We start from the raw sequence: 24,293 nt of genomic DNA on the forward strand, positions 1-24,293 counted from the left end.
CCTATTTTATCTCTTCTATCTTGAGGCTGAGCTCCTCCCATTCGTCGTAGAGGGCTTTCAGTGAGTTTTCCTTTTCCTTGAGCTCTATCATAAGCTCCTGGATGCGGGATGAGTCCGACAAAACCTCCTGCGAGCAGAGAAGCTCGTTTATCTCCGTCTTGCGCGCCTCGCCCTTTGAAATTTCTTCCTCGACGGCTTTGAGGCGGTCGACGAAGCCCTTTTTCGCGCGGTACAGGCGGTTGCGCTCCTCGGCCTCGGCGCGTTTCTGCTCCTTCGTTTTGCTCTCGGCCTTCTCGGGCTGCGCCTCGCCCGCGCGTTCCGCCGCGGCGCGCGCTTCGCGTTCGGCGCGTTTTTCTATGAACCACGAGTAATTTCCCGGGTAGTCGTAGACGCTGCCGTCACGTATCTCGAGCACGCGGTCTACAAGGTCGTCGAGGAAGGCGCGGTCGTGCGATACGATGAGTATCGTGCCGCCGTATTCGAGCAGGGCTTTCTGGAAGAGCTCCTTCGTGCCGTAGTCGAGGTGGTTCGTAGGCTCGTCGAGTATCAGCAGGTTCGACTCGGAGAGCAGCATCTTGAGCAGGCCGAGGCGCGACTTCTCGCCGCCCGAGAGGACGGAGACGGGCTTGTGTATCTCGTCGCCCGAGAATAGGAACGCGCCCAGGAGATTGCGCTTCTCCCCTTCGAGCAGCTTCGAGCCCGTGTTGTTGACCTCCTGCCAAATCGTGCGGCTGTAGTCCAGATTCTGCGCGCTCTCCTGCGAGAAGTAGGCCTTCTTTACGTTGAGGCCGAGCGACGCGCGTCCCGCGGTCGGCTCCTCTATCTGGTCGAGCAGCCGCATCAGCGTAGACTTGCCCGCGCCGTTGACGCCGACGAGCGCGACGCGCTGCCCGCGCTCTATGACGAAGCTGACGTCGTGAAAGACGACGTGGTCGCCGTAGCGCTTCGCGAGCCCTTCGGCCTTGAGCACCTCGCGCCCGCTGCGCGGACACTCCGGGAACTTGAAGCTGACGCTCTTCTGCGGCCCTTCGAGCTCGGTAATCTCCATTTTTTCAAGCTGTTTTATGCGGCTCTGCACCTGGCGCGCCTTCGTCGCCTTGTAGCGGAAGCGCTCGACGAATTTCTGAATTTCCTCTATTTTCTCCTTCTGCTGCTCCCACTCGGCTTCGAGGCGCGCGCGGCGCTCCTCGCGCTCGGTGAGGAATTTTTCGTAGCCGCAGGAATAGAGATGGATTTCGCCGTTCGCGAGCTCCGCGACGGTCGTCACCATGTTGTCGAGGAAGCGGCGGTCGTGCGAGACCGCGATTATCGTGCCGCGGTAGTCGCGCAGCCACGACTCAAGCCACTCCATGCTCTCTGTGTCGAGGTGGTTCGTCGGCTCGTCGAGCAGAAGTATATCCGCGTGCGACAGCAGCAGCGCAGCGAGCGCGATGCGCATCTTCCAGCCGCCGGAGAACTCCGAGGTGCGGCGCGCGGCGTCGCGCTCTGGCGCGAAGCCGAGCCCCTTCATGACCTGCTTCGCCTCGACGTCGAAGCCGAAGCCGCCCTTCGCCTCAAACTCGCGCTGAAGCCTGTCGTGCTCCGAAAGCAGCTGTTTCACCGCGTCGCCCGAGGCCGCGCTCATGCGCTCCTCGCAGTCCGCGAGCCGCGCCGCTATGTCCGTAAGCCCGGCACGCTCGCGCAGGTAGTCGAGCAGAATTTCGTCCTTCACTTCTACAAGGTCCTGCGGCAGATAGCCGACAGCGTGGCCCTTCGGCATCGAGATGCTTCCTTCGTAGTCCGCTTCGCCCGCGAGGACGCGCAGCAGCGTCGTCTTGCCAGCGCCGTTGCCGCCGACGAGGCCGACACGGCTCTTCGGCGGGATGAACCAGTCTATCCCGCGCAGCACCTCCTGTTCGCCGAAGCGCACCTTCAAGCCCTTTATCTCAATCATAGGAAATTGCTTCCCTCCGTTGCAAAACAATCGCAACCATTATAAACGCAAACGCGCGCGGTGAAAACGACGCGGAGGCGGAGGCGCGCGCGGCAAAAAATTTTTTCTCCGCGGCTTCGCGCGGCGCGCGTGAAATTAAGCGCGGCTTTCCGCTTGATTTTACGCTTAAAACGCGCTATAAAGATACGAGTGCATCAAGCATTACGCATTCGGAGGATAATGTATGACCGAGATAAGAGAATACCCGAAGATGAAAGACATTTACGGCTCTCTCGTCTTTGACCAGAGGGAGATGAAACAGCGGCTTCCGCGCGACGTTTTCGACAGCCTCATCGCGGCTATGGAGGGACGCCAGAAGCTCGATTCGAGCATCGCGGACACCGTAGCGCTCGCGATGAAGGACTGGGCCGTAAGCAAAGGCGCCGACCACTGGGCGCACTGGTTCCACCCGCTCACCGAGCTGACCGCCGAAAAGCACACCGCCTTCCTCATGGCCGACGAGAACGGCAACCCGCTGAACTCATTCCGCGGCAAGGACCTCATGCAGAGCGAGCCTGACGCCTCGTCCTTCCCGTCGGGCGGCACGCGCAGCACCTTCGAGGCGCGCGGCTACTCCGCGTGGGACCCGACGAGCCCGGCGTTCATAATCAAATCGAAGAAGGGCGGCACGCTCTGCATCCCGTCGATATTCATAGCCTACGACGGCTCGCCGCTCGATATGAAGACCTATCTGCTGCGCGCGATGCAGGCGATAGAGACGCGCTCGATGAAGATGCTGAAGCTCTTCGGCAATCGCGGCGTCCGCTACGTACACGCGACCGTCGGAGGCGAGCAGGAGTTCTTCCTCCTCGACCGCCCGCGCGCACAGAAGCGTCCCGACATCCGCTTCTGCGGACGCACGCTCGTCGGCTCGCCGCCGCCGCGCGACCAGAAGATGGAAGACCATTACTTCGGCGCTATCCCGACTCGCGTCCTCTCCTACATGGAGGACGTGCAGCGCGACCTCGCGCGCCTCGGCGTAGACCTCGCGACGCGCCACAACGAAAACGCGCGCTGCCAGTTTGAGTTCGCGCCGCAGTTCACCGAGGCGAACCTCGCCTGCGACCAGAACCAGCTCGTCATGGAGACGATGCGCAAAATGGCGCGCGAGCACGAGCTTCGCCTGCTCTTCCACGAAAAACCGTTCCAGGGAATGAACGGAAGCGGCAAGCACATCAACTTCTCGCTGGAGGACAGCGAGGGACGCAACCTGCTGAAGCCCTCGACGAACCACAGGAAGAACGTCATATTCCTTTCGTTCCTTTCCTCCTTCATACTCGGCACGGCGGAGCACTTCGGACTGCTCCAGGCCTCAGTCTCGACGCCCGGCAACATGTACCGCCTCGGCGGACAGGAAGCGCCGCCGAACATCATCTGCGTCTATCTGGGCGACGCGATAGCCTCGATGCTGCGCGCGGTCGAAGAAGGCACCGACGACGGCACGATGAAGCCGTCGCGCGGCACGCTCGACCTCGGTCTCTCGAAGCTGCCCGACATCGTCGCGTTCGACAGCGACCGCAACCGCACAAGCCCGATAGCCTTCACCGGCAACAAGTTCGAGTTCCGCGCGCCCGGCGCGTCGCAGGCGATGGCGATACCCGTCATGGCGCTGCTGACCGTATGGGCCGCCGGCATGGAAAAATTCCTCGGCTTCTTCGAAGAAGAGATAAACTCCGGCCTCGACCCCGTGGACGCCGCGATAAAGACGATACGCAAAGTCGCCGCGATGAGCCGCAATATACGCTTCGAAGGCAACGCCTACAGCGCGAACTGGCACGAAGAGGCGGAGCGCCGCGGCCTGCTCAAAGCCAAGACGATACCGGAGGGCATAGACCTCTTCGTCGAACCTTCGACGATAAAGATGCTCGAAGAGATGGGCGTCTTCTCGAAAAAGGAAATCGAGGCCTTCCATACGATAAAGCTCGAGCAGTTCGTCAAGAGCATCGAAATCGAGATGTCCGTGCTGCGCGACATGGTCTGGGAAGGAATCCTGCCCGCGCTCTCGAAGCAGATACTTCTCGAAAAAAGCTCGCGCGACGCGGTCGCAGGCTACGGCCTGCCGTCCTTCGAGAAATGGGACAAACTTCTCGTCCGCCTCGCCTCCGCGAAGCTCGACCTCATCGAGAAGACCGCGGAGCTCGCCGCGCTGCGCGAGAAGATGGCGCAGATGACGGCGCGCGCCCACGCCGAGGAGATCGTGAAGTCCGCGGTGCCGCTCATGCTCGAGATACGCAAAATCGCAGACTCGGTCGAAATCTTCTTCTCTTCCGAGAACATGCCCTACCCGAACTACAGGAACCTGCTCTCGCTCTCCGCGTAACGCGCGGACGCAGAAACCGAACCTTCCCCCGCCAAATGCGGGGGAATTTTTTATGCTCTTTTAGTTACTTTTATTCATGCAATATAAGATAGTTATTTATTTCTTAATATTGACATTGCCAAAAGAAAGAATATTATATCAGTGTCAGATTTGAAGACAAATACCAAGACATTCGCAGAGGAGGATACAGAAATGACTTTGGCAATGCCTGAACTTTTGAAAGAATACGGCTGTTTCATCGGCGGGGAGTGGCGTCCGGCGAAAGACGGCGCTACCTTCGAGACGCACTGCCCGGCGGACGGGCGGCTGCTCGCGTCGTGCGCGGAGGCGACGCGCGAGGACGTGGACGACGCGGTAAAGGCCGCGTGGAAGGCGTGGGAGTCATGGAAGAACGTCGCTCCTGCGGAACGCGCGGCGATTTTGATGAAGGTCGCCGACGCGATCGACGCGCATAAAGAACACCTCGCGATGGTCGAATCGCTGGACAACGGCAAGCCGATACGCGAGACGCTGAACGTCGACGTGCCTATGTCCGCCGACCACTTCCGCTATTTCGCCGGCGCGGTGCGCACCGAAGAGGGAAGCGCCGCGATGCTCGACGGGAATACGCTCTCGCTGATACTCCGCGAGCCTATCGGCGTAGTCGGGCAGGTCGTGCCGTGGAACTTCCCGTTCCTCATGGCGGCGTGGAAGCTCGCGCCGGTACTCGCCGCTGGCTGCTGCACGGTATTCAAGCCGTCGAGCATAACGCCGCTTTCGGTGCTGGAGCTCGCGCGCATCGTCGAGGGCATACTGCCGCCCGGAGTCTTCAACGTCGTCACCGGCAAGGGCTCGAAGTCGGGTCAGTACATACTCGAACATCCGGGCTTCCGCAAGCTCGCATTCACCGGCTCGACGGAAGTCGGGCGCGACGTCGCGAAAGCCGCGGCGGACCGCCTCATCCCGTCGACGCTTGAACTCGGCGGCAAATCGGCGAACATCTACTTCCCGGACTGCAAATGGGACATGGCGATGGACGGCCTGCAGATGGGCATACTCTTCAACCAGGGGCAGGTCTGCTGCGCCGGTTCGCGCGTATTCGTCCATGAGGACATTTACGACAAGTTTATCGCAGACGCTGTCGCAGCTTTCAACAAGATAAAGGTCGGTCTGCCGTGGAAAGAAGATACGCAGATGGGCAGCCAGATCAACAAGCACCAAGTCGAGCACATCCAGGAATGTGTCGACGCGGCGGTCAAAGAGGGCGCGACTGTCGCCTGCGGCGGAACTCCCGCGACGGAAGGCGAGCTTGCGAACGGAGCCTTCTACAAGCCTACGCTGCTCACGAACGTGACGAACGACATGACCGTCGCGCAGGAAGAAATTTTCGGCCCGGTCGCCTGCGTCATAAAGTTCAAGGACGAAGACGAAGTAATAAAGATGGCGAACGACAGCAAATACGGCCTCGGCGGCGCCGTATGGACGCGCGACATCAACCGCGCGATCCGCGTGGCGCGCGCGATAGAGACGGGCCGCATGTGGGTCAACACCTACAACTCGATCCCAGCCGGCGCGCCGTTCGGCGGCTACAAGGAAAGCGGCATCGGGCGCGAGACTCACAAGGTGATCCTTGAACATTACACGCAGATGAAGAACATCATGATCAACCTCGGCGAATCGCCGACGGGCTTCTACCCGCAAGACTAAACGGCCACGCGGAGACGATAACGCAAAGCATACGGAGCTCCCGCCTTCCCTGAGAAGGCGGGAGCTTTTCACGCCGCACAAGCGAAATTTCCCCGGCGGACGAAAGAGCCGTGCGCCGCGCTATTCCGAACGTTTCAAAAAAAATTCCGCGGCCGTGTAATATAATGGGAACATAGAAATTCTCACGCCGCGGCGGCGCGGCGACTGGACGTGGTGCTATATGGCGCTGAGGGACAGGGCAGCCTCTCTTCTTGATACAGTATTCGCTTCGCTGAAGCACAGGGACTTCCGCATATTCTGGACGGGCCAGTGCGTCTCGCTGCTCGGCACGTGGATGCAGCGCACCGCGCTGATGTGGCTCGTCTACACCATGACGGACTCGCCTTTCCTCGTCGGCCTCGTCGGCGTCGCGCAGTTCATGCCGATGCTGCTTTTCACGCTCTTCGCAGGCGCGATAGTCGACCGCTTCACTAAGCGCAAAATCCTCATCGTCACGCAGTCGCTGCTTATGCTCCAGGCCGTCGCTCTCGCGGCGCTCGCCTTCTCTGGTTCGGCGGAATACTGGCAGCTTCTGACGCTGTGCGTATTTCTCGGGATAACGACGACGATAGACGTTCCAGCGCGACTTTCGTTCTTCGTATGCCTCGTCGGAAAGGACGACGTGATGAACGCCGTCTCGCTCAATTCTTCGATAGTCAACCTGGCGCGCATCATAGGCCCGGCTCTCGCGGGAGCGGTGATGATGGAGTTCGGCGCGGGCGTCTGCTTCCTGCTCAACGCTCTGAGCTTCCTCGCCGTGCTCTACAGCTTGACGCGGCTGCGCACGCAGGAGCCGAGCGCTCTGCCCGCGGCGAAAAAGCGCAGCGTCGTCAAAGAGGTCGTCGAAGGCGTCGATTATATACGCCATGACGAAACGCTTTCTATAAACGCCGTGATTTTGGCGGTCGTCTGCACGTTCGCGCTCAACAGCGAGGTAATGATTCCCGTTTTTGCGAAGACCGTTCTTGAAATGGGCGCGGACGCCTATACTGGAATGCTTTCCGCGATGGGGGCCGGCTCTCTCGCAGGCGCGATGACGATGGCGTCGCTTGCAAAGCGCGGCGAGAAAAAATGGCTGCTGCCGGCGGGCGCGGCGGCGACGCTCGTCATGCACATGCTGATGCTCCTCGCGTGGAACAGGGGCACTGCCTATCTGTTCGTCGCCGCTGTAGGTTATTTCAACCTTGTCTTCCTCAACGCGGGAAATTCCATCTTTCAGGTGCACACTCCCGACGAGTACCGCGGGCGCGTCATGAGCGTCTACACTTTCCTTTCGCAGGGCTCCCTGCCGCTCGGCAACTTCTTCGCGGGCTCCGTCATGCAGAGCGCGGGCGGCTGGGCCGGCTACCCCAGCTGCGGCCTCGCGGCGGCGCTGCTGCTCTTCCTCTTCCTGCGCAAAAAAAGAGAAACGCTGCGCAGCTGGTTCGTCCAGGGCGGCGTGCTGAAGGGCTGAGCTTCGCGCAAGCCGCGCAAAACGACGGCGCTGCGCACAGCGCATACAAAAAGCCGCCGCTCTCGCGGGAAATCGCGGAGCGGCGGCTTTCGTCTTAAGCTTTATCGGATTCCGAGAAATTCGCGGACGTTGCCGCCGAAGAGCTTTTCTTTATCGCCGTCGGTGAGCTTCGTCTGCGCGGCGAGCTTTTCGTAGCGCGGGAGGCCGAGTATCGGCCAGTCGGAGCCGAAGAATATTTTGTCGCCAGCGCCCGCGGCGAATATCGCGTCGAGAATCTCCGGGCCGTAGAGCCACGGCCACGCCGCTGTGTCGTAGCGCGCGTTCTGCAGCAGCAGCCGCATCTCGGGCATCGCCTCGAAGGCCCAGAGGCCGCCGCCGAAGTGCGCGAAGATCACCTTCGTCATCGGGAATTTGCGGCAGAAGTCGGCGGCCTCGCGAGCGCCGTATTTCCCCTTGCCAGCGTACTGGTGGCCCGCCTGCTCCGCTGTGTGGAACATGACGAACTTGCCGCGTTCCTCGCAGAGCGCGCAGAGGCCGCGCAGCCGCAGCGTGTCCGAGAGCGTGAAGGACTGACCGTCGGGGAACAGCTCGCCGAGGCCGAGCGCTCCGGCGTCGAAGGCCCGCTCCGCCTCCTCGAGCGCGCCGGGGCGCGCGGGCGAGACGACGGCGAGCGGCAGGATTCTGCCGGGGAAGCGCCGCGCCGCGTCGAGCACATAGTCGTTCATCTCGCGGCAGAGCCCCTGGTCGCGGAAGGCGAATGTCGTGACGAGCGAGCTTTCCACTCCGGTCTCGTCCATCGCGGCGACGAGCTCCTCCGCCGTCCCCCACTTCTGAACCTTCGACGAGGCGAGCAGGGCGAACCACGGCTCGCGCTGCGCGAGCCTGTCGAACTCTTTTTGCAGAAATTCAGGATACACATGTACGTGCGAATCTATTATTTTCATTATGTTCATCCCCTCTGAGATATACAACGCAGAAAATAAATCATCGACGCGGCTCTGTCAAGACGGCGGAGGCACAAAAAAGCGGACGCGGCGCGTATTTTGCGCCCGTCCGCCTTTTTTCGCAGCTTGCGGATTTTTCAGCCTATTTCGCGAAGCTTTTGACGATGCCTATAAGTATGTTCGCGATTTTCTCCATCGACTGCACCGGCACGTATTCGTAGCGGCCGTGGAAGTTGTGGCCGCCGGTGCAGATGTTCGGGCAGGGGATTCCCTCGAAGGAGAGTATCGTGCCGTCGGTGCCGCCGCGCATCGGCGTGTAGAAGGGCGCGACGCCCTCGGCCTTCATCGCCGCCTCTATCGCCTCGACTATCTCGAAGCAGGGTTTTATCGCCTCGCCGATGTTGCGGTAGGTATCCTCTATCTCGACGGTCACGCGCCCCTCGCCGTAGACCTTGTTGAGGAACTCGGCGATGTCGCGCAGCCTCTGCTTGCGCGCCTCGAGCTTCTCAGCGTCGTGGTCGCGCAGCAGCAGCCGCAGCGTCGCGAGCTCGACCTCGCCGCTCGCCTCGAGCACGTGGTAGTAGCCCTCGTAGCCCTCGGTGTGCGACGGCGTCTCCGCGGGCGGCAGCATGTTGATGAATTCGTTCGCGATGAGTATCGCGTTTATCATCTGATTTTTCGAGAGGCCCGGGTGGATGTTGACGCCCGTCACGTCGACGCGCGCCGCAGCGGCGTTGAAGGTCTCGTAGGTTATCTCGCCGAGCGGGCCGCCGTCGAGCGTGTAGGCGAATTTCGGGTTGAAGAGGTTTTTGTCGAGCGTCTTCGCGCCGAGGCAGCCTATCTCCTCGTCGGTCGGGAAGAAGAACTGTATCTCGCCGTGCTTCTCGCCGGGGTTGTCGTGGAAATACTGCGCCATCGTCATTATCTCGGCGAGGCCGGCCTTGTCGTCCGCGCCGAGCAGCGTGGTGCCGTCGGTCACGACGAGGTCCCAGCCCTTGTAGTTCTTCATGTGCGGGAAGTTCTCGGGGCTCAGCACGACGCCTAGCTCCTCGTTGAGCGTCACGTCCCCGCCGTCGTAGTTCGCGACGACGCGCGGTTTCACGTCCTTTCCGCTCAGGTCGGGCGACGTGTCGAGGTGCGCGCTGAAGCCTATCGAGGGCGCGCCCTCGCAGTTCGCGGGGATTTTCCCGTAAACGCAGCCCGACTCCGAGACCGCGGCGCACTCCGCGCCGAGCGCGCGCAGCTCGTCCGCGAGCACCGCCGACAAGTCGCGCTGCTTCTCCGTGCTCGGCACGACGGCCTGTCCGTAGGCCGACTGCGTGTCTATGCTTACATATTTGAGAAATCTGTCGAGAAGCTCCGTCATTTTGTCCGTCTCTCCTTTTATTCTATGCTTTTCTGCCGCCGTAGACCTGCGACAGAGGAACGACGCCGCTGCCCTTCGTCATCGACGAGACGATGAAGATTACCGCGAACGAGAAGGGCACCGTTATTATCGCGCTCTTTATGCCGAAGGGCGACTGCAGCAGAATTTCCCATATTATAGTCCCGACTCCGCCAGCGAGGATGCCGCATACGCCGCCCGCCTTCGTCACGTTCTTTGCGAAGAGCGCGCAGACGAGCGCCGGCGTCACCGACGCGCCGTACATCGAGTAGGCGTACATCTGGACGGAGAGAATGTCGGGGAAGAAGCGCCCCATGACGTAGGCGAGCACCGATATCGCGACGGCGGAGACGCGCAGCGTCATGAGCTTCTCGCGGTCGGTCGCGTCGCGGTGGAAGAAGCGGTGCCAGATGTCGTAGGTGACGTTCGAGGCTATCGTCAGCACGTAGGAGTCGCCCGTCGTGATGATGAAGGACATGCAGGCCGCCATCAGGATGCCTCCGAAGAGCGGCGGCAGGAAGTTGATCGCGAGCTGGAAGATGACCGTGTCGGGGCGGTCGATGTTCGGGAGCAGGTAGATGCCCGTCGTCGTCAGCGTGATGATGAGCGCGCAGACGACTATTTCGGATATGACGAGGCCGAGCCCGGACTGCTTCGCCGTCTTGACGTCCTTCGCCGCGCCCATGCGCTGAATCATGTTCTGGTCGCCGAGGACGAGGAAGAATATCGGGAATATGTAGCCGAGCGCCTGCACGAAATTCAGGCTGCCGATGAAAGAATTGCGCCCCTCTGGAAGGTTCGCGAAGACGCCGAAAAATCCGCCGTCGACCTGCCCCGAGAGAATCGGTATCGCAACGAGGAAGCCGCCGACGAAGAGGAACGCGCCTATCGCGTCCGTGTAGGCGACGCTGACCATGCCGCCCGTCACCGCGAGTATCAGCATGATGAGGCCCGAGACGATGACCGCCGTGTTGAGGTCGACGCCGGTCGTCAGGTTGATGAGGCTGCCCGCGGCCGTGAACTGCGACGAGAGGATGCCGACGTAGCCGAGGACGATGCAGACCGTCGCGATGACGCGCGCCGCCGTTCCGTAGCGAATCTCAAAAAGCTCGGGAATCGTGTAGGTCGTCGCCTCGCGCACGCGGCCCGAGACGAGATAGAGTAGCAGCATCCCTATCGGCGCGCCCATGAAAATCAGGATTCCGAAGAGCGGGCCGTTGCGCCAGATCAGGTTCGCCGACCCGGTGATTCCGCCCGCGCCGCACCACGTCGCGAGAAGCGTGCCGATGAGGACGATCGTCGGAAGGCTGCGGTTCGCGACGGCGAAGTCGTCGGAATTCTTGACCTTCTTCTTCGTCAGGTAGAGGCCGACGCAGAGGACGCCTACGAGGTAGAGGACCACACAGCTGATGATGAGAGGGCTTGCGTGCATAAAAACAGCTCCTTATGAAATTTTATCGAAACTCCGCGAAACGCGCGGCGTTTTCCGGATTTGGAGTCCGCAGCCGGCACGGCGGCGGCGAGGTATAGGATTTGCTTGTGAAAAAATATTCATTATCGTCAATCCCATATATAAGGTGGTTCAGATATTACCATCTATTCATTCTTTGTCAACGACGTATAATCATGGAAAAATCGCCGACGCGCCGGACGCGCGGCGCTCGGGAGGAGGCGCGCCGTGGTCACAGTACGTTACGTAAAGGTAAAAAGCCTGCTCTCTCCGACGAAGCTCGGCGCGGACTTCGTGATAAACCCATACGTCGGCTGCCCGCACGGCTGCGTATACTGCTACGCCGCGTGCATGCGCGGCGCGGCGGAGCGCGGCGAGCCGTGGGGCTCGTACCTCGACGTAAAATGTCCCGCCGCGCCGCCGGACCTCGCGAAACTCTACCGCCGCAGCGTCCTTCTCTCGTCGATGACCGACGCCTACAATCCATACGAGGAGCGCGCGGGCGTGACGCGCGCGCTGCTGCGCTCGCTCGTCCCCGCGCAGCCCGACGTCGTGATAATTACGAAGTCCGCGCTCGTTTCGCGCGACGTTGATATTTTCCGGGAATTCCCGCGAGTCAAGGCGGTCTTCTCGTTCAGCTCGACGGACGACGATTTCCGCCGCCGCGCCGAGCCGCACGCCTCGAGCCCCGCGCGCAAGCTCGCGGCGATGGAGACGCTGCGCGGCGCGGGCGTCGAGGTCGGCGTCATGGCCGCGCCGATTTTTCCGGAAATCACCGACTGCGCGAAAATCATCGAGGCCTGCGCGCCGTTCGCCTCGTCGATGACCTTCGACACGCTCAACCTGCGCGCCGGCAACCGCGACAAAATCCTGAACTTCGTCAAAACCCTGCGCCCCGGCCTAGCGCCGCTCTACCGCCGCATATACGCGGAGGGCGACCGCGCCTACTGGCGCGAGCTGAGAGCGCGCATAGAAGCGGACTGCCGCGCGCGCGGGCTGAAATTCTCAATATTTTTCTAAAGCTTGGAAAAGCGCCCCTACCTATGCCGCGCGGGCACGGCGGTGCAGGCTATCGCGACGAGTATCAGCGCGCAGCCTACGACCTCGTGGACGGATGGAATTTGGTGGACGAATATCGCGGTCAGGACGACGGCGACGACTATCTCCATCGTGCAGAGCAGGCTCGCCATCGCCGCGGGGATGCATTTGAGCGCGGCGAAGAAGACGCCGTAGGCGACGAGGCTTCCCGTGAAGGCCTGGAGCGTCATCAGCGAGAAGAGCGGCAGCGTGAAGTTCGTGAGGTCGCTCCAGCCGTACCAGAGCGTCTTGAAGGCGAAGAGCAGCACGATGCCGACGGCGTTCGAGAAGAAGAGCAGGCGGAACTCGTCGACCTTGTGCTCGAGCGAGAAGCGGCGCGTCGCGAGCGCCTGCCCGGACATGCCGGCGACTGCGAGCAGCCCCCAGAAGAGGCCGGGCAGCGAAATATTCATCAGCGCGCCCAGGCTGCCGCCCATGCCGATGAATACGCCGCAGACTATGAGGACGCCCGCGACGCACTGGAGGACGGTCGGGCGCTCGTGCGTGAAGTAGAGCGAGCCCATTATCGCCGCGAGCGGGAACGTGTAGTGGATGACGAGCGCTTCTGCGACGGAGAGATATTCGAGCGAGGTCAGGAAGCCGCCGCCCGCGAAGGCGACGGAGAGCGTGCCGGAAATTACGTAAAAGCGCAGATATCCGCTTTCGACGCGGAAGGCTTCGACGCCCTGCGTGAAGAAGAGGAAAAGCCCGGAGGCCGTGAGCGTGAAGAGCGAGCGGTAGACCATCACGGACATCAGGTCTATCCCCGCGGCGGTGAGGACCTTCGCGACGGGGCTGATTATCCCCCAGCAGACGGCGGCGGTGAGCGCGAGCAGCGCGCCGCGCCAATAGTTGTTGAGCCTCATTTTCCCATCCCTTCGAACACCTGCGCCTAAGCGCGGATTACGCAGACTATAGCATATTTATGCGGGCGGTCAATACGGCGCGCGCGAAGGGAAAAAAGCGCGGGCTCCGCGCATGTGCGGGGCCCGCGCCTTGAGTTTTCGTCTCTTTCGTAAAGCTCAGCGAAGTTATATCGCCTTCACCATTCCGCCGTCGACGAGCACCGTCTGGCCAGTGATGAAGGTGTTCGAGGGCGCGCAGAGGAAGGCGGCGAGCTTGCCGTATTCGTCGGGGCGTCCGTAGCGGCCGAGCGGGATTCCCGCGAAGGCTTTTTTCTGGAGCTCTTCGACGGTGATGCCGGCTTTCTCGGCGCGTATCTTGTCGAGCTGGTCGATGCGCGCGGTGCCGATGCGTCCGGGCGCTATGACGTTGATGAGGATGTTGTCGCGCCCGAGCTCCTGCGAGAGCGTCTTGGCGAGGCCGACGACGCCCATGCGGAAGGTGTTCGAGAGGATGAGGTTGTCGAGGACGGCCTTGACCGACGACGAGGTGGAGCAGAGTATGCGCCCGCCGCCCTGCTCGCGCATGTAGGGAAGGACCTCGCGTATCGTGCGGATGTAGGAGAGCAGGCAGAGCTCGTATGCGTCCTGCCAGTCCTTGTCGCTGAAGGCGTCGAAGGGGCCGGGCTTCGGGCCGCCGGTGTTGTTGACGAGCGCGTATATCGGGCCGCACTTCTCCGCCGTCGTCCTGACGAGGTTCTTTATGTCGTCGGGGTTCGTGATGCTGCCGACGAAGAACTCGGGGCGGTTGCCGGTCTCCTTGAAGATGTCCTCCTGCGCCTCCTTGAGCTGGTCCTCGAAGGGCGAGAATATCATAACCTTCGCGCCCTCGCGCGCGAGCTCGCAGGCTATCGCCTTGCCGAGTCCGCTGCTCGAGGCCATTACGAGCGCGCTTTTGTCTTTGAGTCCGAGATCCATGTTTATTTCCTCCTCTTATTTATTTCTGATTTTCAGGTCGATTACCGGGTTGACGAGCGGTTCGAAGGCGAAGCCGTCAGGCCCCGTGATGCGGCACTCGGCTACGTCTCCGTCCTGGATGTGCACGGCGCGCGGCGTTCCGGTCGAGAGTATGTCGCCGGGCAGCCAGCCCTGCATGTGCGAGACGAGCGCGACGAGGCGCGAGGGGCTGAAGGTCATGTTCGAGACGGTGTTCTTCGCGTGGACTTCGCCGTTGTGGACGGTCGCCACTTCGAGCGCCGAGACGTCGGGAATTTCGTCGGGCGTCACGAGCTGCGGGCCGAAGGTGAAGAAGGTGTCGAAGCCCTTGACGATGGTCAGGTAGCGCGGGTTGAGGCGCAGTATCGACTCTTCGGTCATGTCGAGTATCGTCGTGTAGCCCGCGACGTATTTGAGCCAGTCCTTCTCCTCGATGAACTTGCATTTTTTACCGATGATGACGCCGAGCTCGCCCTCCGCGGTCGTCTTCTGCGCCTCGGGCAGCGCGGGGATTTTGATCTCGTCGCCGGGGCCCGCTATGCACGAGGCTGGCTTGTAGAAGCTGCCGGGGAAGACCTGCGGGGTCTTTTCGCCGAGGTCGCCCGCGTGGTCCTTGTAGTTGAGGCCGATGCCGAATATTCTCTGCGGGTTCCTGTAGAGCGGGCCGTAGACCACTTCGTTGTAGGGAATCGCCTCTTTTTCGGCGAGCGCCTCGGCCTCGGCTTTGCCGCCAGCGTTGTACCACTCGGTGAGCGGTTCGAGCTGCTCCTTCTCTATGAGCGGGAGTATCTCGCCCTCGGGCTCGAAGCCCGCGCGCAGGCCGAGCGCCGTCAGCGGCAGCAGGCCGCTCTTCGTCACGAGCCCGGCGCGCTCCACGTTCCATTTGCGGAATGTCGCTAATCTCATCTATATGAACCTCCTTGGGTTTATTTTACCGCGAGCCGCGCGAAAGCGGCCTTCATACGCTCGCAGCCCTCGGCGATGTTGTCGAGGCTGTTGGCGAAGCTCATGCGCAGATAGCCCTCGCCGTTGACTCCGAATACGCTTCCGGGGACGAGCGCTATCTTCGCCTCGTCGAGCAGGTATTCCGCGACCTCGGCGCAGGGGCGGCCGAGCCCCTTGACGTTGATGAAGATGTAGAACGCTCCCTTCGGCGAGAGGCAGCTCGCGCCCGGCATGTCGTTTATCGCCTTGACCGCGTAGTCGCGGCGGCGCTGGAATTCGCGCACCATCAACTCGACCTCGTCCTTTTCGTCGCGCAGCGCCGTTATCGCGGCGCGCTGGACGAACGACGCGGCGCAGGTCGTGTTGTGCTGGTGTATCTTGTTCATCGCGACGATGAGCTCCTTCGGCGCGGCTGCGTAGCCTATGCGCCAGCCCGTCATCGAGTAGGCCTTCGAGAAACCGTTGAGCGTCACGGTGCGCTCCGCCATTCCGGGCAGCGAGGCGATGCTCGTCTGTTTCTCGCCGTCGTAGACGAGGCGCTCGTAAATTTCGTCGGAGATGACGAGCAGGTCGCGCTCCTTCGCGAGCGCGGCTATCCCTTCGAGCTTCGCGCGCGACAGCACGCCGCCGGTCGGATTGCAGGGCGTGAGCAGGACTATCGCCTTGGTGCGCGGCGTTACCTTCGCGCGCATCTCCTCAAGGCTCGGCTCGAAGCCGTTCTCCTCGGTCAGCGAGTAGGAGACGGGCTTCGCGCCGAAGAGCGCGGGGACGTTGAGATAATTTATCCAGACCGGGTCGGGTATCAGCAGCTCGTCGCCCTCGTCGAGCACCGTGCAGAGCAGGTCGAAGACCGCCTCCGACAGCCCTGCCGTCACGAGCACGTTCTCCGCCGCGCAGGGGATGCCGTTCGCCGCGCGCAGCCGCTCGGCTATCGCCTCGCGCAGCTCCGTCATGCCGAAGTTCGAGGTGTAGAACACCTCGCCGTCGCGCAGGCTCCTGGCCGCCGCCTCTTTTATGTAGGCGGGCGTGTCGAAGTCCGGGCGGCCTATTTCAAAATGAATGACGCGCTCCCCCGCGCGCTCCATCGCGAGCGCCTTTTCGTTGACCTTGCGTATGCCGGAGGGCGCGAGCGCGCCGACCCTCGCGGCGGTGAAATCTCTCATATTTCATTCCCCTTTCCTTGAATCACGGCGTTTCCGAAAAATTCGCTTTTCCTCTTATTCCGTCATTATGTTAGTGAAACGCCGCCTTGCTGTAAAATACTTATGCGCGTATAACGTTATATGGCTGTTCCTATAACGGCGGGAGGAGGCGGCGCGTTGCTCAAGGACATCGAATACATCTACGCGGTATATAAAGAGCGAAGCTTTTCGAAAGCGGCGCGGCGACTCTTCATCTCGCAGCCGTCGCTCTCCGCCGCGGTCAAGCGCGTCGAGCAGGAGCTAGGCCTGCCGCTCTTCAACCGAAGCACGAGCCCCGTCTCGCTCACCGAAGCCGGAGAATATTACATAAAATCCGCGGAAAAGATAATGGAGATAGAGCGCGAGATGCGCGCGCACCTCGCGGAGCTCGCGGGCGGCGGCCCCGCGAGCCTGCGCGTCGGCAGCTCGATGTTCTTCTGCTCCTACGTGCTGCCCGACATCGTCGGGGAATTCCGCAAAGAGCACGGCAGCGTCGTCGTGACGCTCTCCGAGGGCAGCAGCGTCGCGCTCTCTGAGAAGCTCAAGGACGGGAGCCTCGACTTCATGCTTGAGGCGGAGCCGCCGGACAAAAATATTTTCGAGTCCGCCGTGTGGACGACGGAGGAAATAATCCTGGCCGTTCCCGCGGCCTTCGCGGTAAACGGCGGGCTTGAGGAATACCGCTGCACATTCGAGGAGCTCGCGGCGTCGCGCAAGGGCGGCCCGCGCAAGCCCGCCGTGCCGCCGGAGCGCTTCGCGGGCGAGGAATTTCTGATACTGACGAAATGGAACGACCTGCACCGCCGCGCCATGGCGATATGCCGCCGCGCCGGCTTCGCGCCGAAGGTCTCAATGTACCTCGAACAGATGATGACGGCATATTATCTCGCATGCGAGGGCAAGGGCATCGCCTTCGTGCGCGACGCGCTGCTCGACTGCCTGCCGCCGACGGACAAGGTCTTTTTCTACCGCATCGACAGCCCGGAGTCCGAGCGCGGAATCTACCTCTCCTACAAAAAATCCGGCGGCCTCACCCAAATACAGCGCGACTTCATAGAATTCATGAAAAGGGCTAAGCTCCCGCGCGAAAGCGCAAAGACGGCGGAAGAGTAAAACCGCCGCGGCGCGCGGAGATTCTACATAAACATATTCACCGCAAAGACGACGGCGCAGCAGAGGACGGCGACCTGGAAGAGGCTGCCGCCGAACCATGCGAGCGCCGCGCCCGCTACGAGCGCGGCGAGGCCCGCGGCCTGGCTGCCCGTGGACTCCATGATAGCGGGGAAGGTCATGACGGCGAGCGTCACGTAGGGGACGTAGTGCAGGAAGGCGCGCACGCGCTTGTTCTTTATCTCGCCGCGTATCACGGTGAGCGGCAGCACGCGGATGAGGTACGTCACCGCCGCCATGACGAACAGATAAACGTAGACTTCTTTATTCATCGGAGACCTCCTCCTTCAGCGGGAAGAGGAACGCAGCCGCGCCCGCAATCGCAATCGTCAGGATTATCGTCCTCGTGCCGCTTGAAACGCCGAGGAAATTGAAGCGCGAGAAGATGAAGCTCGCCGCCATCGAGACGGCGATGAGCAGCGCGAGCGTCTTGTCGCCGCGCGCGGGCGGCACGATGACCGCGATGAACATGCCGAAGATTCCCGCCGAGAGCGCGTCGACGACGTTGACCGGCAGCACGTTGCCAGCGACGACGCCGAGCAGCGTTCCGACCGACCAGCCGGGGACGGCGCAGGCCGCCATGCCGTAGCTGTAGTACGGGTTCACGGGCGCGGGCTTCGTGACGGAGAGGCCGAAAATCTCGTCCGTCAGATATGCCGCGATCGCGAGGCGGTGGCGCAGCGGCGTGCCCGGCGCGAGCTTCTGGCTCATTGCGCAGGACATCAGCATATAGCGCGCGTTCGCGACCAAAATCATCAGCGCGACGGCGACGTAGGAGGCGCACGAGGAAATCATCATATATCCCGCGAACTGCCCCGTCGACGAGGCCTGCGTCAGCGAGCTCAGAAAAGCCTGAAAGGGCGTGAGCCCCGCGTTCTTCGCCGCGATGCCGAGCGTGAACGAAACTGCGAAATATCCGAGCATCACAGGCACGGCGTCACGCGCGCCGCGCGCGAACACAACAGCGTCGTCTTTTCTCATTTTGCGCCAGACCTCCAAGCCCCGCGCCGCGCGGGAAGTTCTTGCGCATATCTTATCATAGGAAGCGCGCGTGCGCGCGCGGCGCGCGAAATACGCTTGAACGCCGGCGGCGGGGCGTTATAGAATTATTCTGGTAAAAGCGCGCGCGGCGCACCGCGGCGCCGAAAGAAAGGACGAAAGGCATGGCACGAAAACTCTGCAAAATCATAGCGGCGCTGGTATCGGCGGCGATGCTCGCACTGCCCGGCGCGGCTTCCGCAGCCGAAGCGGAAAAGCCCTACGCCGAGGGACGCATACTCGTCAAGCTCGCGCGGACGGAGGAGCGCGAGGGCGCAGCGCGCATGCTCACGGCGCGGAACGCGGCGGGCGCGCGCATCGCGGGCATGACGGTAGCGAAGAGCTGGGATTTTTCCCAGCCCGCGGCAAACGCGCGGACGAACGGCATGCCGCGCGCTCTCGCGTCGAACGGAGAGGAAAGCGCCACGATAGCGCTGCTCACCTCCGAGACGATGACGACGGAGCAGATGCTCGCCGCGGCGGCTGACGAACCGTCGATAGAATACGCCGAGCCGGATTACAAAATCTACAAGACCTCTCTGACGGACGACCCGGGGCTGCCCGAGCAGTGGGCGTACACGAACGAAATAGACAGCCCGAGCCCCGAGGGAGGCAAGGCCGGCCTTGACGTAGAAAGCGCGTGGAGCGAGGCCGCGGCCTCCGGCGGAAACGACGTCGTCGTCGCCGTGGTCGACGAAGGCGTGGACTACCGGCACCCCGACCTTGAAGATAGGATGTGGGACGGAAGCGGCCACAGATACGAGCACCACGGCTGGGACAGCTCGCAGGATAAAACAAGCGAAGCGTATTTCGACCCGATGGACAGAAACGGCCACGGCACGCACGTCGCGGGCATAATAGCCGCCGAAGCAAACAACGGCGAAGGAGTCGCCGGCGTCGCAGGAGCCGCGCAGAACGTCAAAATCCTCGCGGCGAAGGTATTCGGCGACAGCGACGGTTTCTCCTCCGCCATTGTGGACACGTACAACAACCTGCTCGAGCTTAAGCGTGACGGCGTCAACATCGTTGCGACGAACAACTCGTGGAAGACGACCATATTGAGCAAGACGGCGGCCGAGGCGATGGAGGCGCTCGGCGAGGCCGGCGTCGTCAACGTGATGGCTGCGGGCAACGACCACTCGGACAACGACGTCACGATGGGCTTCCCCTACAACATCCGCTCGAAGCACTCCATCGTCGTCGCGGCCTCGACGCCGTGGGACGAGATAGTCGAGTTCTCGAACTACGGCAAACGCTCCGTCCACATAGCCGCGCCCGGCGCGTGGATACTGAGCACGTACAGCAAACACGCCGAGCCGCAGCACGGGGAGGACGCGAAGCTCATAAGCTCGTTCGTGAAAGAGCTGACGGACGGCGATAAGATACTTTACTATCAGGATTTCAAGAGCATGCCGGCCTACAGCGTAGTCTCCGGCGATGGGCGGCAGAGCCTATCGAACGAAAACGGCTATCTCGAATAGAAGGTAACTGCGAACAGCGCGGGAACCTTCGCGATAAAGCTGGACGGCGCGGCGATAGACCTCGCCTCCGTAAGGGAGATGTCGAAGGATGACGACGGTGACGGCGTTTATCTGTGGGCCGCGTCGATGACGGACAAGAGCTTCACCGTTTCGCTGCGCGCGGGAGCGGGCGAGGAAGGCGCGGATATATACGACACGACCATAGGCCCGAACAACAACTACGACGGCAATACGTGGAAGGGCAATATACCGCGCATCAAAGACCCATATGACGAGTGGGCGGAAGAGTTTGAAATGGAACAGGACGACGGCTGGCGGGCGTGGCGAAGCGACGCGGCGTACCCCGTGCTCGCGATAGAGCTCGACGCCGGAGAGAGCCGCACCGTGAGGATTAAAGACATCGCCGTGTTGAAAGGCAAGCCCTACGACAAAGAGGCCCCATACCGCTACATGGACGGCACCTCGATGGCCTCGCCCGCCGCGGCGGGGAGCCTCGCGCTGCTCGCCGCGATACGCCCGGAGCTGACGCCGGACGAGCTGCGCGCGCGGATAATCGGCGGGACGGTGAAAATCCCGTCGATGAAGGACAAGATACTGACCGGCGGAAGGCTCAGCGTCGAAAAGGCGCTCAACAACCCGTCTCCCGTCGTGAACTCGGCCTCGCTCGAAGGCGAAACGCTCACAATAGAGGGCTTCTTCTTCGGCGCGGACGGCGCGCTGACGCTCTCTGCCGGCGGCGCGGAGCGGACGCTCGAAGCCGAATCGTGGAGCGACGGCAAAATAACGGCGAAGCTCGCCGACGCGCCCTCGGGCGAATGCGAAATCACCGTCACGCGCCCCGACGGCGACTGGGGACGGCTCGTCGTCGTGTCGCTCAGCGACGTCAAGTCTCAGTGGGCCGCGCTTGAGAAGCTGCCCTTCGGCGACGTGCGCAAAGCCGTGCTCGCGGCAGACGAGGAAAACGGAATCATCTACATGACCGGCTGTTTCAAGGCGGAGAGCATGTCGCCGCGCTTCGCCGCCTACAGCATAGCGGAGAACGAATGGCGCGAGCTTGAGCCGCTGCCCGACGCGATTGCCGCCTCGTCGAAGGACAAATACGACAGCCTCAGCAGCAGCCTCGGCATAGCAATGACGATTTTCGACGGCGCTCCGACCGTCATACGAAATTACGGAGGAAACGCCGTGCTCGTCGCGCGCTACGAAAACGGCGGCTGGCGCGTAACGTCGATAACGGAGTTGGGAAGCTACTTTGACAAAATCCAGTCCTACGACAAGGCGTTCTTCGCCGCTCCCGCGAAAGACGGGGCCTCCATCCTTCTGCTCACGAACAACGGCACGCTGTGGCGGCTGACGCCAGACGAAGGGAAAGCTGAGAAGCTCGAAGCGCCCGAGGCCCTCGGTTCAGGCAGTCTCGACGAAGCCATGGCCGCGGCGAGGAACGGCACGATAGCCGTATTCGGCGGGAACAGGCGAAACGCCGCGACGCCGGTGTTCTTCGACGGCGAGAGCTCGTGGACCGGCGCTCCGTGCCCCGCGCCCGAGGAGGGCGAGTTCTCATGGACCGGCGCGGCCTTCGGCTATTACGGCGAATTTTTAGTCGCGCTCGAAGGGACGAACAACGCGGCGCAGTCCATAGGCGACGGCGCGTACTACGAGCTTGACGCGGACCGCTGGGCAGCCGCGCCGACGGGACGGGCCTCGGTACGCAACAGCGGCGCTTACGTAATAGTCGGCGACTACATATACCGCGCCGCGATAACGGACTTCTTCGGCGGCGTCACCGGCGAGTTCGAGCGGATGTCGCTCGCGGCCGACGCGCCCGAGCCTTCGCCGGACGAGCCTGCGCACGGAGGCGGAAGCGGCGGCGGATGCTCCGCGGGCTTCGCGGCGCTCGCGCTACTCGCCGCCGCCCCGCTGATTCTGCGGAAAAAGAAAAAATAACGAAACGCGCGCCGTCCGAAAGGGCGGCGCTTTTTCGCACCGCGCCGCGCATGTACACGAGGGGCGCGCGGCGATATACTTATCGTAAAGTGTGGGAAACGGAGGGGATTTTATGACGATAGACAGACTTATGGAAGAGGCCCGGAAATTTCTCGAAGGGCCGATGAATTTCGTCGCGGCCGAGGACGCGCTGCGGCCGGACATCGCGGGCATGAGGATATACGACGAGCCGCTCTTCGGCGTCGCTCCGGCGGACGACCCGCTATTTGCCGAGCTGCGCCGTCCCGAGGTGGTCCACCCCGAGGAGATGCTGCCCTGCGACTGGGTGCCGGGCGCGAAGAGCGTCGTGTCGTTCTTCCTGCCCTTTACGGAGCGCGTCGTAAGCTCGAACGCCGAGGGGACGCAGACCTCGGAGGAATGGCTGCACGGACGCATCGAAGGCCAGCTCGCGATGGCGGCCTTCGGCGAGCGGCTCAAAAAATTCCTCGAGGACGAGGGCTTCGCCGCCGCCTTCCCGACGACCGACGCGCGCTTCAAAATGCTCGAGCCCTACGCCTCGAACTGGTCGGAGCGCCACATCGCCTACATCTGCGGCCTCGGGACCTTCGGCCTCTCGAAGGGGCTCATCACCGAGCGCGGAATGGCGGGACGCTTCGGCAGCATCGTCACAGACGCAGAGCTCGCGCCGACGCCGAGGAAATACAGCGGCCCGTTCGACTACTGCACCAAATGCGGAGCCTGCCAGTTCCGCTGCCCCGCGAAGGCAATAGACAAGTCGCGCGGCCCCGCGCTGGCGAAGGATCAGAAGCTCTGCGACGCGTGGGTGACCTCGACCAAGCGCCCGCCGCACGGTCCGCACGAGCGCGTGCGCTTCGGCTGCGGCAAATGCCAGGTGCGCGTCCCCTGCTCGCGCCGCATACCTAACGCTGCGAAAAAGTAAAAAAATAGTAACGGGCGGCCCGCGAGGCCGCCTTTATATTTGACAAATCTCCGAAAAGTTATAGAATTGTCTCGTATGGATTGGTTAATCCATAAATTTTAGAAAAAAGGAGGCGATTGTATGAGCAATAAGCTGGTCTACATAGCCGGAGTGCCCTACTGGATGACTCCCGAAGGCGGCTTCGTCGCCGTGGAGCTCAAGGACGGACTCCCCGTCGAGCACGTCGTCGTGAAGCAGAAGTAACGGCGAATACTCGAAGCAAGTTTCACCGAAGCGCCGCACGGCGCGAAAAGAAAGCACAGGTTCAGGGTTTCCGATGTCAAAACCGCTGAACCGTGCCGGGTGAAAATCCCGAAACTTCCTAAGATTCCCAGACAAACCTAAATTTAATAAAAAGCTTTCGGCTCAACAGCCGGAGGGTTTACGCGCGCAGCGGCTTCGGCATTCACGGAGAAGATTGCCGCAGACTCGCCCGGCTCGTCGGGTGCGGAATCGCGCCGGGACGGCATGTAGTGATTATACTGATTTAACTTTCTAACAAAAACTATGTCGCCCTGGAAATTTTCTATCCAGGGCCTCCGTCCTAATCGTTAGAGGCAGAAACGGAGTGTATACGTTGCTTTGCCGCCTCTAACGTTTATCACGGAGATTCCCGCGGGCCTGCCCCGTTTCATCGGGCAAAGCTCGCCCCGCATCATCGGGCGCAGAAGATTGCGGGAATGACATAGTTTGTTTGGTTGTTTGGTTAAGTGACTATAAATCTCTATAACACGCGCCGCCGGGTACAGACGCGCCGCGCCGCCGTTTTCACTACCACTTCCCGAAGCGCATCTTCTGCTTCGCCGTGTACTCAATCTGCTCAATTTCCGGCGCGCCGTCCGCTGGGACGCCGAGGCCGATGTAGCACGGGAGCATGTAATCGTCGGGCGCGCCCACCGCGCGCGCCGCGTTCGGCCCTTCGCTGCCGACTGGGATGCGCATCGAGCAGGCGAGGTCTTCCGCCGCCGCGGCGAGGAAGATGTTCTCGACGACGCACCATATCGACGAGAGCGGGTTGAGCGAGCTGACGGAGTCGGGCTTCATGACGCCCGGCGTCGCTTTGAAGAAGGGCATGACTACGTAGGGCGCGTTAAAGAGCATCGTGTACTGGCGCGGCATTGCGGCGGCGTACATTTTTTGCTGCGGCGTGCCGTCGGTGAGCGTCTTTTTCAAAATTTCGAGCGTCGGCCCGATGCCCGAGGCGACGTACTGAAGCGCGCGCTCCTTCTCCTCTTTGCCGTGCAGCACGACGAATTCCCAGTTCCGCAGGTGGTCGTGCGTCGGCGCTTTGAGCCCCGCGCCGATGATTTTTTCTACCGTCGCAAGCGGCACGTCCGCGTCCTTGAAGTCGCGGACGATTCTGCGTTTTGCTATCGCTTCGTAAAGCTCCAT

At 61.9% G+C, this 24,293-nt stretch carries 20 protein-coding genes; 9 read left to right on the plus strand and 11 right to left on the minus strand.

From position 1 onward, the window contains the following. Window position 1 precedes the first annotated feature (1 nt). Window positions 2-1,933, minus strand: a complete 1,932-nt coding sequence (locus ABGT66_RS01740; protein ID WP_346688410.1) for an ATP-binding cassette domain-containing protein — start codon at window positions 1,931-1,933, stop codon at window positions 2-4. Window positions 1,934-2,156: 223 nt separating this feature from the next. Here ABGT66_RS01740 and ABGT66_RS01745 point away from each other — a divergent pair, with 223 nt between their 5' ends. From ABGT66_RS01745 to ABGT66_RS01755, 3 genes are all read left to right on the plus strand, one after another. Continuing rightward, window positions 2,157-4,292 (plus strand): glutamine synthetase III, encoded by a 2,136-nt coding sequence (locus tag ABGT66_RS01745; RefSeq protein WP_346688411.1) that lies wholly within the window; start codon window positions 2,157-2,159, stop codon window positions 4,290-4,292. A 204-nt stretch (window positions 4,293-4,496) separates the two neighbouring features. Beyond that, window positions 4,497-5,978 carry an aldehyde dehydrogenase family protein gene (locus ABGT66_RS01750; RefSeq protein WP_346688413.1) on the plus strand — a complete coding sequence of 494 codons (1,482 nt, stop codon included), beginning with the start codon at window positions 4,497-4,499 and terminating at the stop codon, window positions 5,976-5,978. A gap of 220 nt (window positions 5,979-6,198) precedes the next feature. After that, window positions 6,199-7,470, plus strand: a complete 1,272-nt coding sequence (locus ABGT66_RS01755; protein ID WP_346688414.1) for an MFS transporter — start codon at window positions 6,199-6,201, stop codon at window positions 7,468-7,470. Between the two features lie 101 nt (window positions 7,471-7,571). Here the strand turns inward: ABGT66_RS01755 and ABGT66_RS01760 are convergent, their stop codons facing one another. From ABGT66_RS01760 to ABGT66_RS01770, 3 genes are all read right to left on the minus strand, one after another. Then, window positions 7,572-8,414, minus strand: a complete 843-nt coding sequence (locus ABGT66_RS01760; RefSeq protein WP_346688416.1) for an amidohydrolase family protein — start codon at window positions 8,412-8,414, stop codon at window positions 7,572-7,574. A gap of 142 nt (window positions 8,415-8,556) precedes the next feature. Next, complete coding sequence (gene pepT / locus ABGT66_RS01765; RefSeq protein ID WP_346688418.1) at window positions 8,557-9,780, minus strand: peptidase T; 1,224 nt, start codon at window positions 9,778-9,780, stop codon at window positions 8,557-8,559. A gap of 22 nt (window positions 9,781-9,802) precedes the next feature. Continuing rightward, window positions 9,803-11,230 (minus strand): sodium:solute symporter family protein, encoded by a 1,428-nt coding sequence (locus tag ABGT66_RS01770; RefSeq protein WP_294192835.1) that lies wholly within the window; start codon window positions 11,228-11,230, stop codon window positions 9,803-9,805. Between the two features lie 246 nt (window positions 11,231-11,476). On the opposite strand from ABGT66_RS01770, the gene ABGT66_RS01775 reads away from it, so the two are divergent. Next, window positions 11,477-12,268 carry a radical SAM protein gene (locus ABGT66_RS01775; protein WP_346688420.1) on the plus strand — a complete coding sequence of 264 codons (792 nt, stop codon included), beginning with the start codon at window positions 11,477-11,479 and terminating at the stop codon, window positions 12,266-12,268. Between the two features lie 17 nt (window positions 12,269-12,285). Here the strand turns inward: ABGT66_RS01775 and ABGT66_RS01780 are convergent, their stop codons facing one another. The 4 genes from ABGT66_RS01780 to ABGT66_RS01795 all read right to left on the minus strand — a co-directional run bounded on the left by ABGT66_RS01780 (window position 12,286) and on the right by ABGT66_RS01795 (window position 16,271). After that, window positions 12,286-13,191, minus strand: a complete 906-nt coding sequence (locus ABGT66_RS01780) for a DMT family transporter (protein WP_346688422.1) — start codon at window positions 13,189-13,191, stop codon at window positions 12,286-12,288. 165 nt (window positions 13,192-13,356) lie between these two features. Further along, window positions 13,357-14,145 (minus strand): SDR family oxidoreductase, encoded by a 789-nt coding sequence (locus ABGT66_RS01785; protein WP_303147346.1) that lies wholly within the window; start codon window positions 14,143-14,145, stop codon window positions 13,357-13,359. 15 nt (window positions 14,146-14,160) lie between these two features. After that, window positions 14,161-15,069 carry a fumarylacetoacetate hydrolase family protein gene (locus ABGT66_RS01790; protein ID WP_346688424.1) on the minus strand — a complete coding sequence of 303 codons (909 nt, stop codon included), beginning with the start codon at window positions 15,067-15,069 and terminating at the stop codon, window positions 14,161-14,163. A gap of 20 nt (window positions 15,070-15,089) precedes the next feature. Beyond that, window positions 15,090-16,271, minus strand: a complete 1,182-nt coding sequence (locus tag ABGT66_RS01795) for a pyridoxal phosphate-dependent aminotransferase (RefSeq protein ID WP_346688426.1) — start codon at window positions 16,269-16,271, stop codon at window positions 15,090-15,092. 156 nt (window positions 16,272-16,427) lie between these two features. Between ABGT66_RS01795 and ABGT66_RS01800 the strand changes: the two genes are divergently transcribed. Then, a complete protein-coding gene (locus ABGT66_RS01800; protein WP_346688427.1) occupies window positions 16,428-17,402 on the plus strand; it encodes a LysR family transcriptional regulator in 975 nt (324 codons plus the stop codon). A 23-nt stretch (window positions 17,403-17,425) separates the two neighbouring features. Here the strand turns inward: ABGT66_RS01800 and ABGT66_RS01805 are convergent, their stop codons facing one another. Both ABGT66_RS01805 and ABGT66_RS01810 read right to left on the minus strand, forming a co-directional pair. After that, the gene (locus tag ABGT66_RS01805) at window positions 17,426-17,731 is read right to left on the minus strand and encodes an AzlD domain-containing protein (protein WP_346688429.1); all 306 of its coding nucleotides are present in this window, start codon (window positions 17,729-17,731) and stop codon (window positions 17,426-17,428) included. Next, window positions 17,724-18,440 (minus strand): AzlC family ABC transporter permease, encoded by a 717-nt coding sequence (locus tag ABGT66_RS01810; RefSeq protein ID WP_346688430.1) that lies wholly within the window; start codon window positions 18,438-18,440, stop codon window positions 17,724-17,726. Before ABGT66_RS01810 ends, ABGT66_RS01805 begins: the two co-directional genes overlap by 8 nt. 182 nt (window positions 18,441-18,622) lie before the next feature. Here ABGT66_RS01810 and ABGT66_RS01815 point away from each other — a divergent pair, with 182 nt between their 5' ends. The 4 genes from ABGT66_RS01815 to ABGT66_RS01830 all read left to right on the plus strand — a co-directional run bounded on the left by ABGT66_RS01815 (window position 18,623) and on the right by ABGT66_RS01830 (window position 23,105). After that, the gene (locus tag ABGT66_RS01815; RefSeq protein ID WP_346688432.1) at window positions 18,623-19,978 is read left to right on the plus strand and encodes a S8 family serine peptidase; all 1,356 of its coding nucleotides are present in this window, start codon (window positions 18,623-18,625) and stop codon (window positions 19,976-19,978) included. A 78-nt stretch (window positions 19,979-20,056) separates the two neighbouring features. Beyond that, window positions 20,057-21,922 (plus strand): Synerg-CTERM sorting domain-containing protein, encoded by a 1,866-nt coding sequence (locus ABGT66_RS01820; protein ID WP_346688434.1) that lies wholly within the window; start codon window positions 20,057-20,059, stop codon window positions 21,920-21,922. Window positions 21,923-22,034: 112 nt separating this feature from the next. Then, window positions 22,035-22,862: a hypothetical protein gene (locus ABGT66_RS01825; protein WP_346688435.1), complete on the plus strand. Its 828-nt coding sequence runs from the start codon at window positions 22,035-22,037 to the stop codon at window positions 22,860-22,862. A 120-nt stretch (window positions 22,863-22,982) separates the two neighbouring features. Continuing rightward, window positions 22,983-23,105, plus strand: coding sequence for a hypothetical protein (locus ABGT66_RS01830; RefSeq protein ID WP_255376007.1), 123 nt, complete (start codon window positions 22,983-22,985; stop codon window positions 23,103-23,105). A 567-nt stretch (window positions 23,106-23,672) separates the two neighbouring features. Here the strand turns inward: ABGT66_RS01830 and ABGT66_RS01835 are convergent. Further along, entirely contained in the window at window positions 23,673-24,293 is a 621-nt protein-coding gene (locus tag ABGT66_RS01835) for a nitroreductase family protein (protein ID WP_346688436.1), read from the minus strand.

Source organism: uncultured Cloacibacillus sp. (genome assembly GCF_963926575.1).
Lineage (GTDB): Bacteria > Synergistota > Synergistia > Synergistales > Synergistaceae > Caccocola > Caccocola faecigallinarum.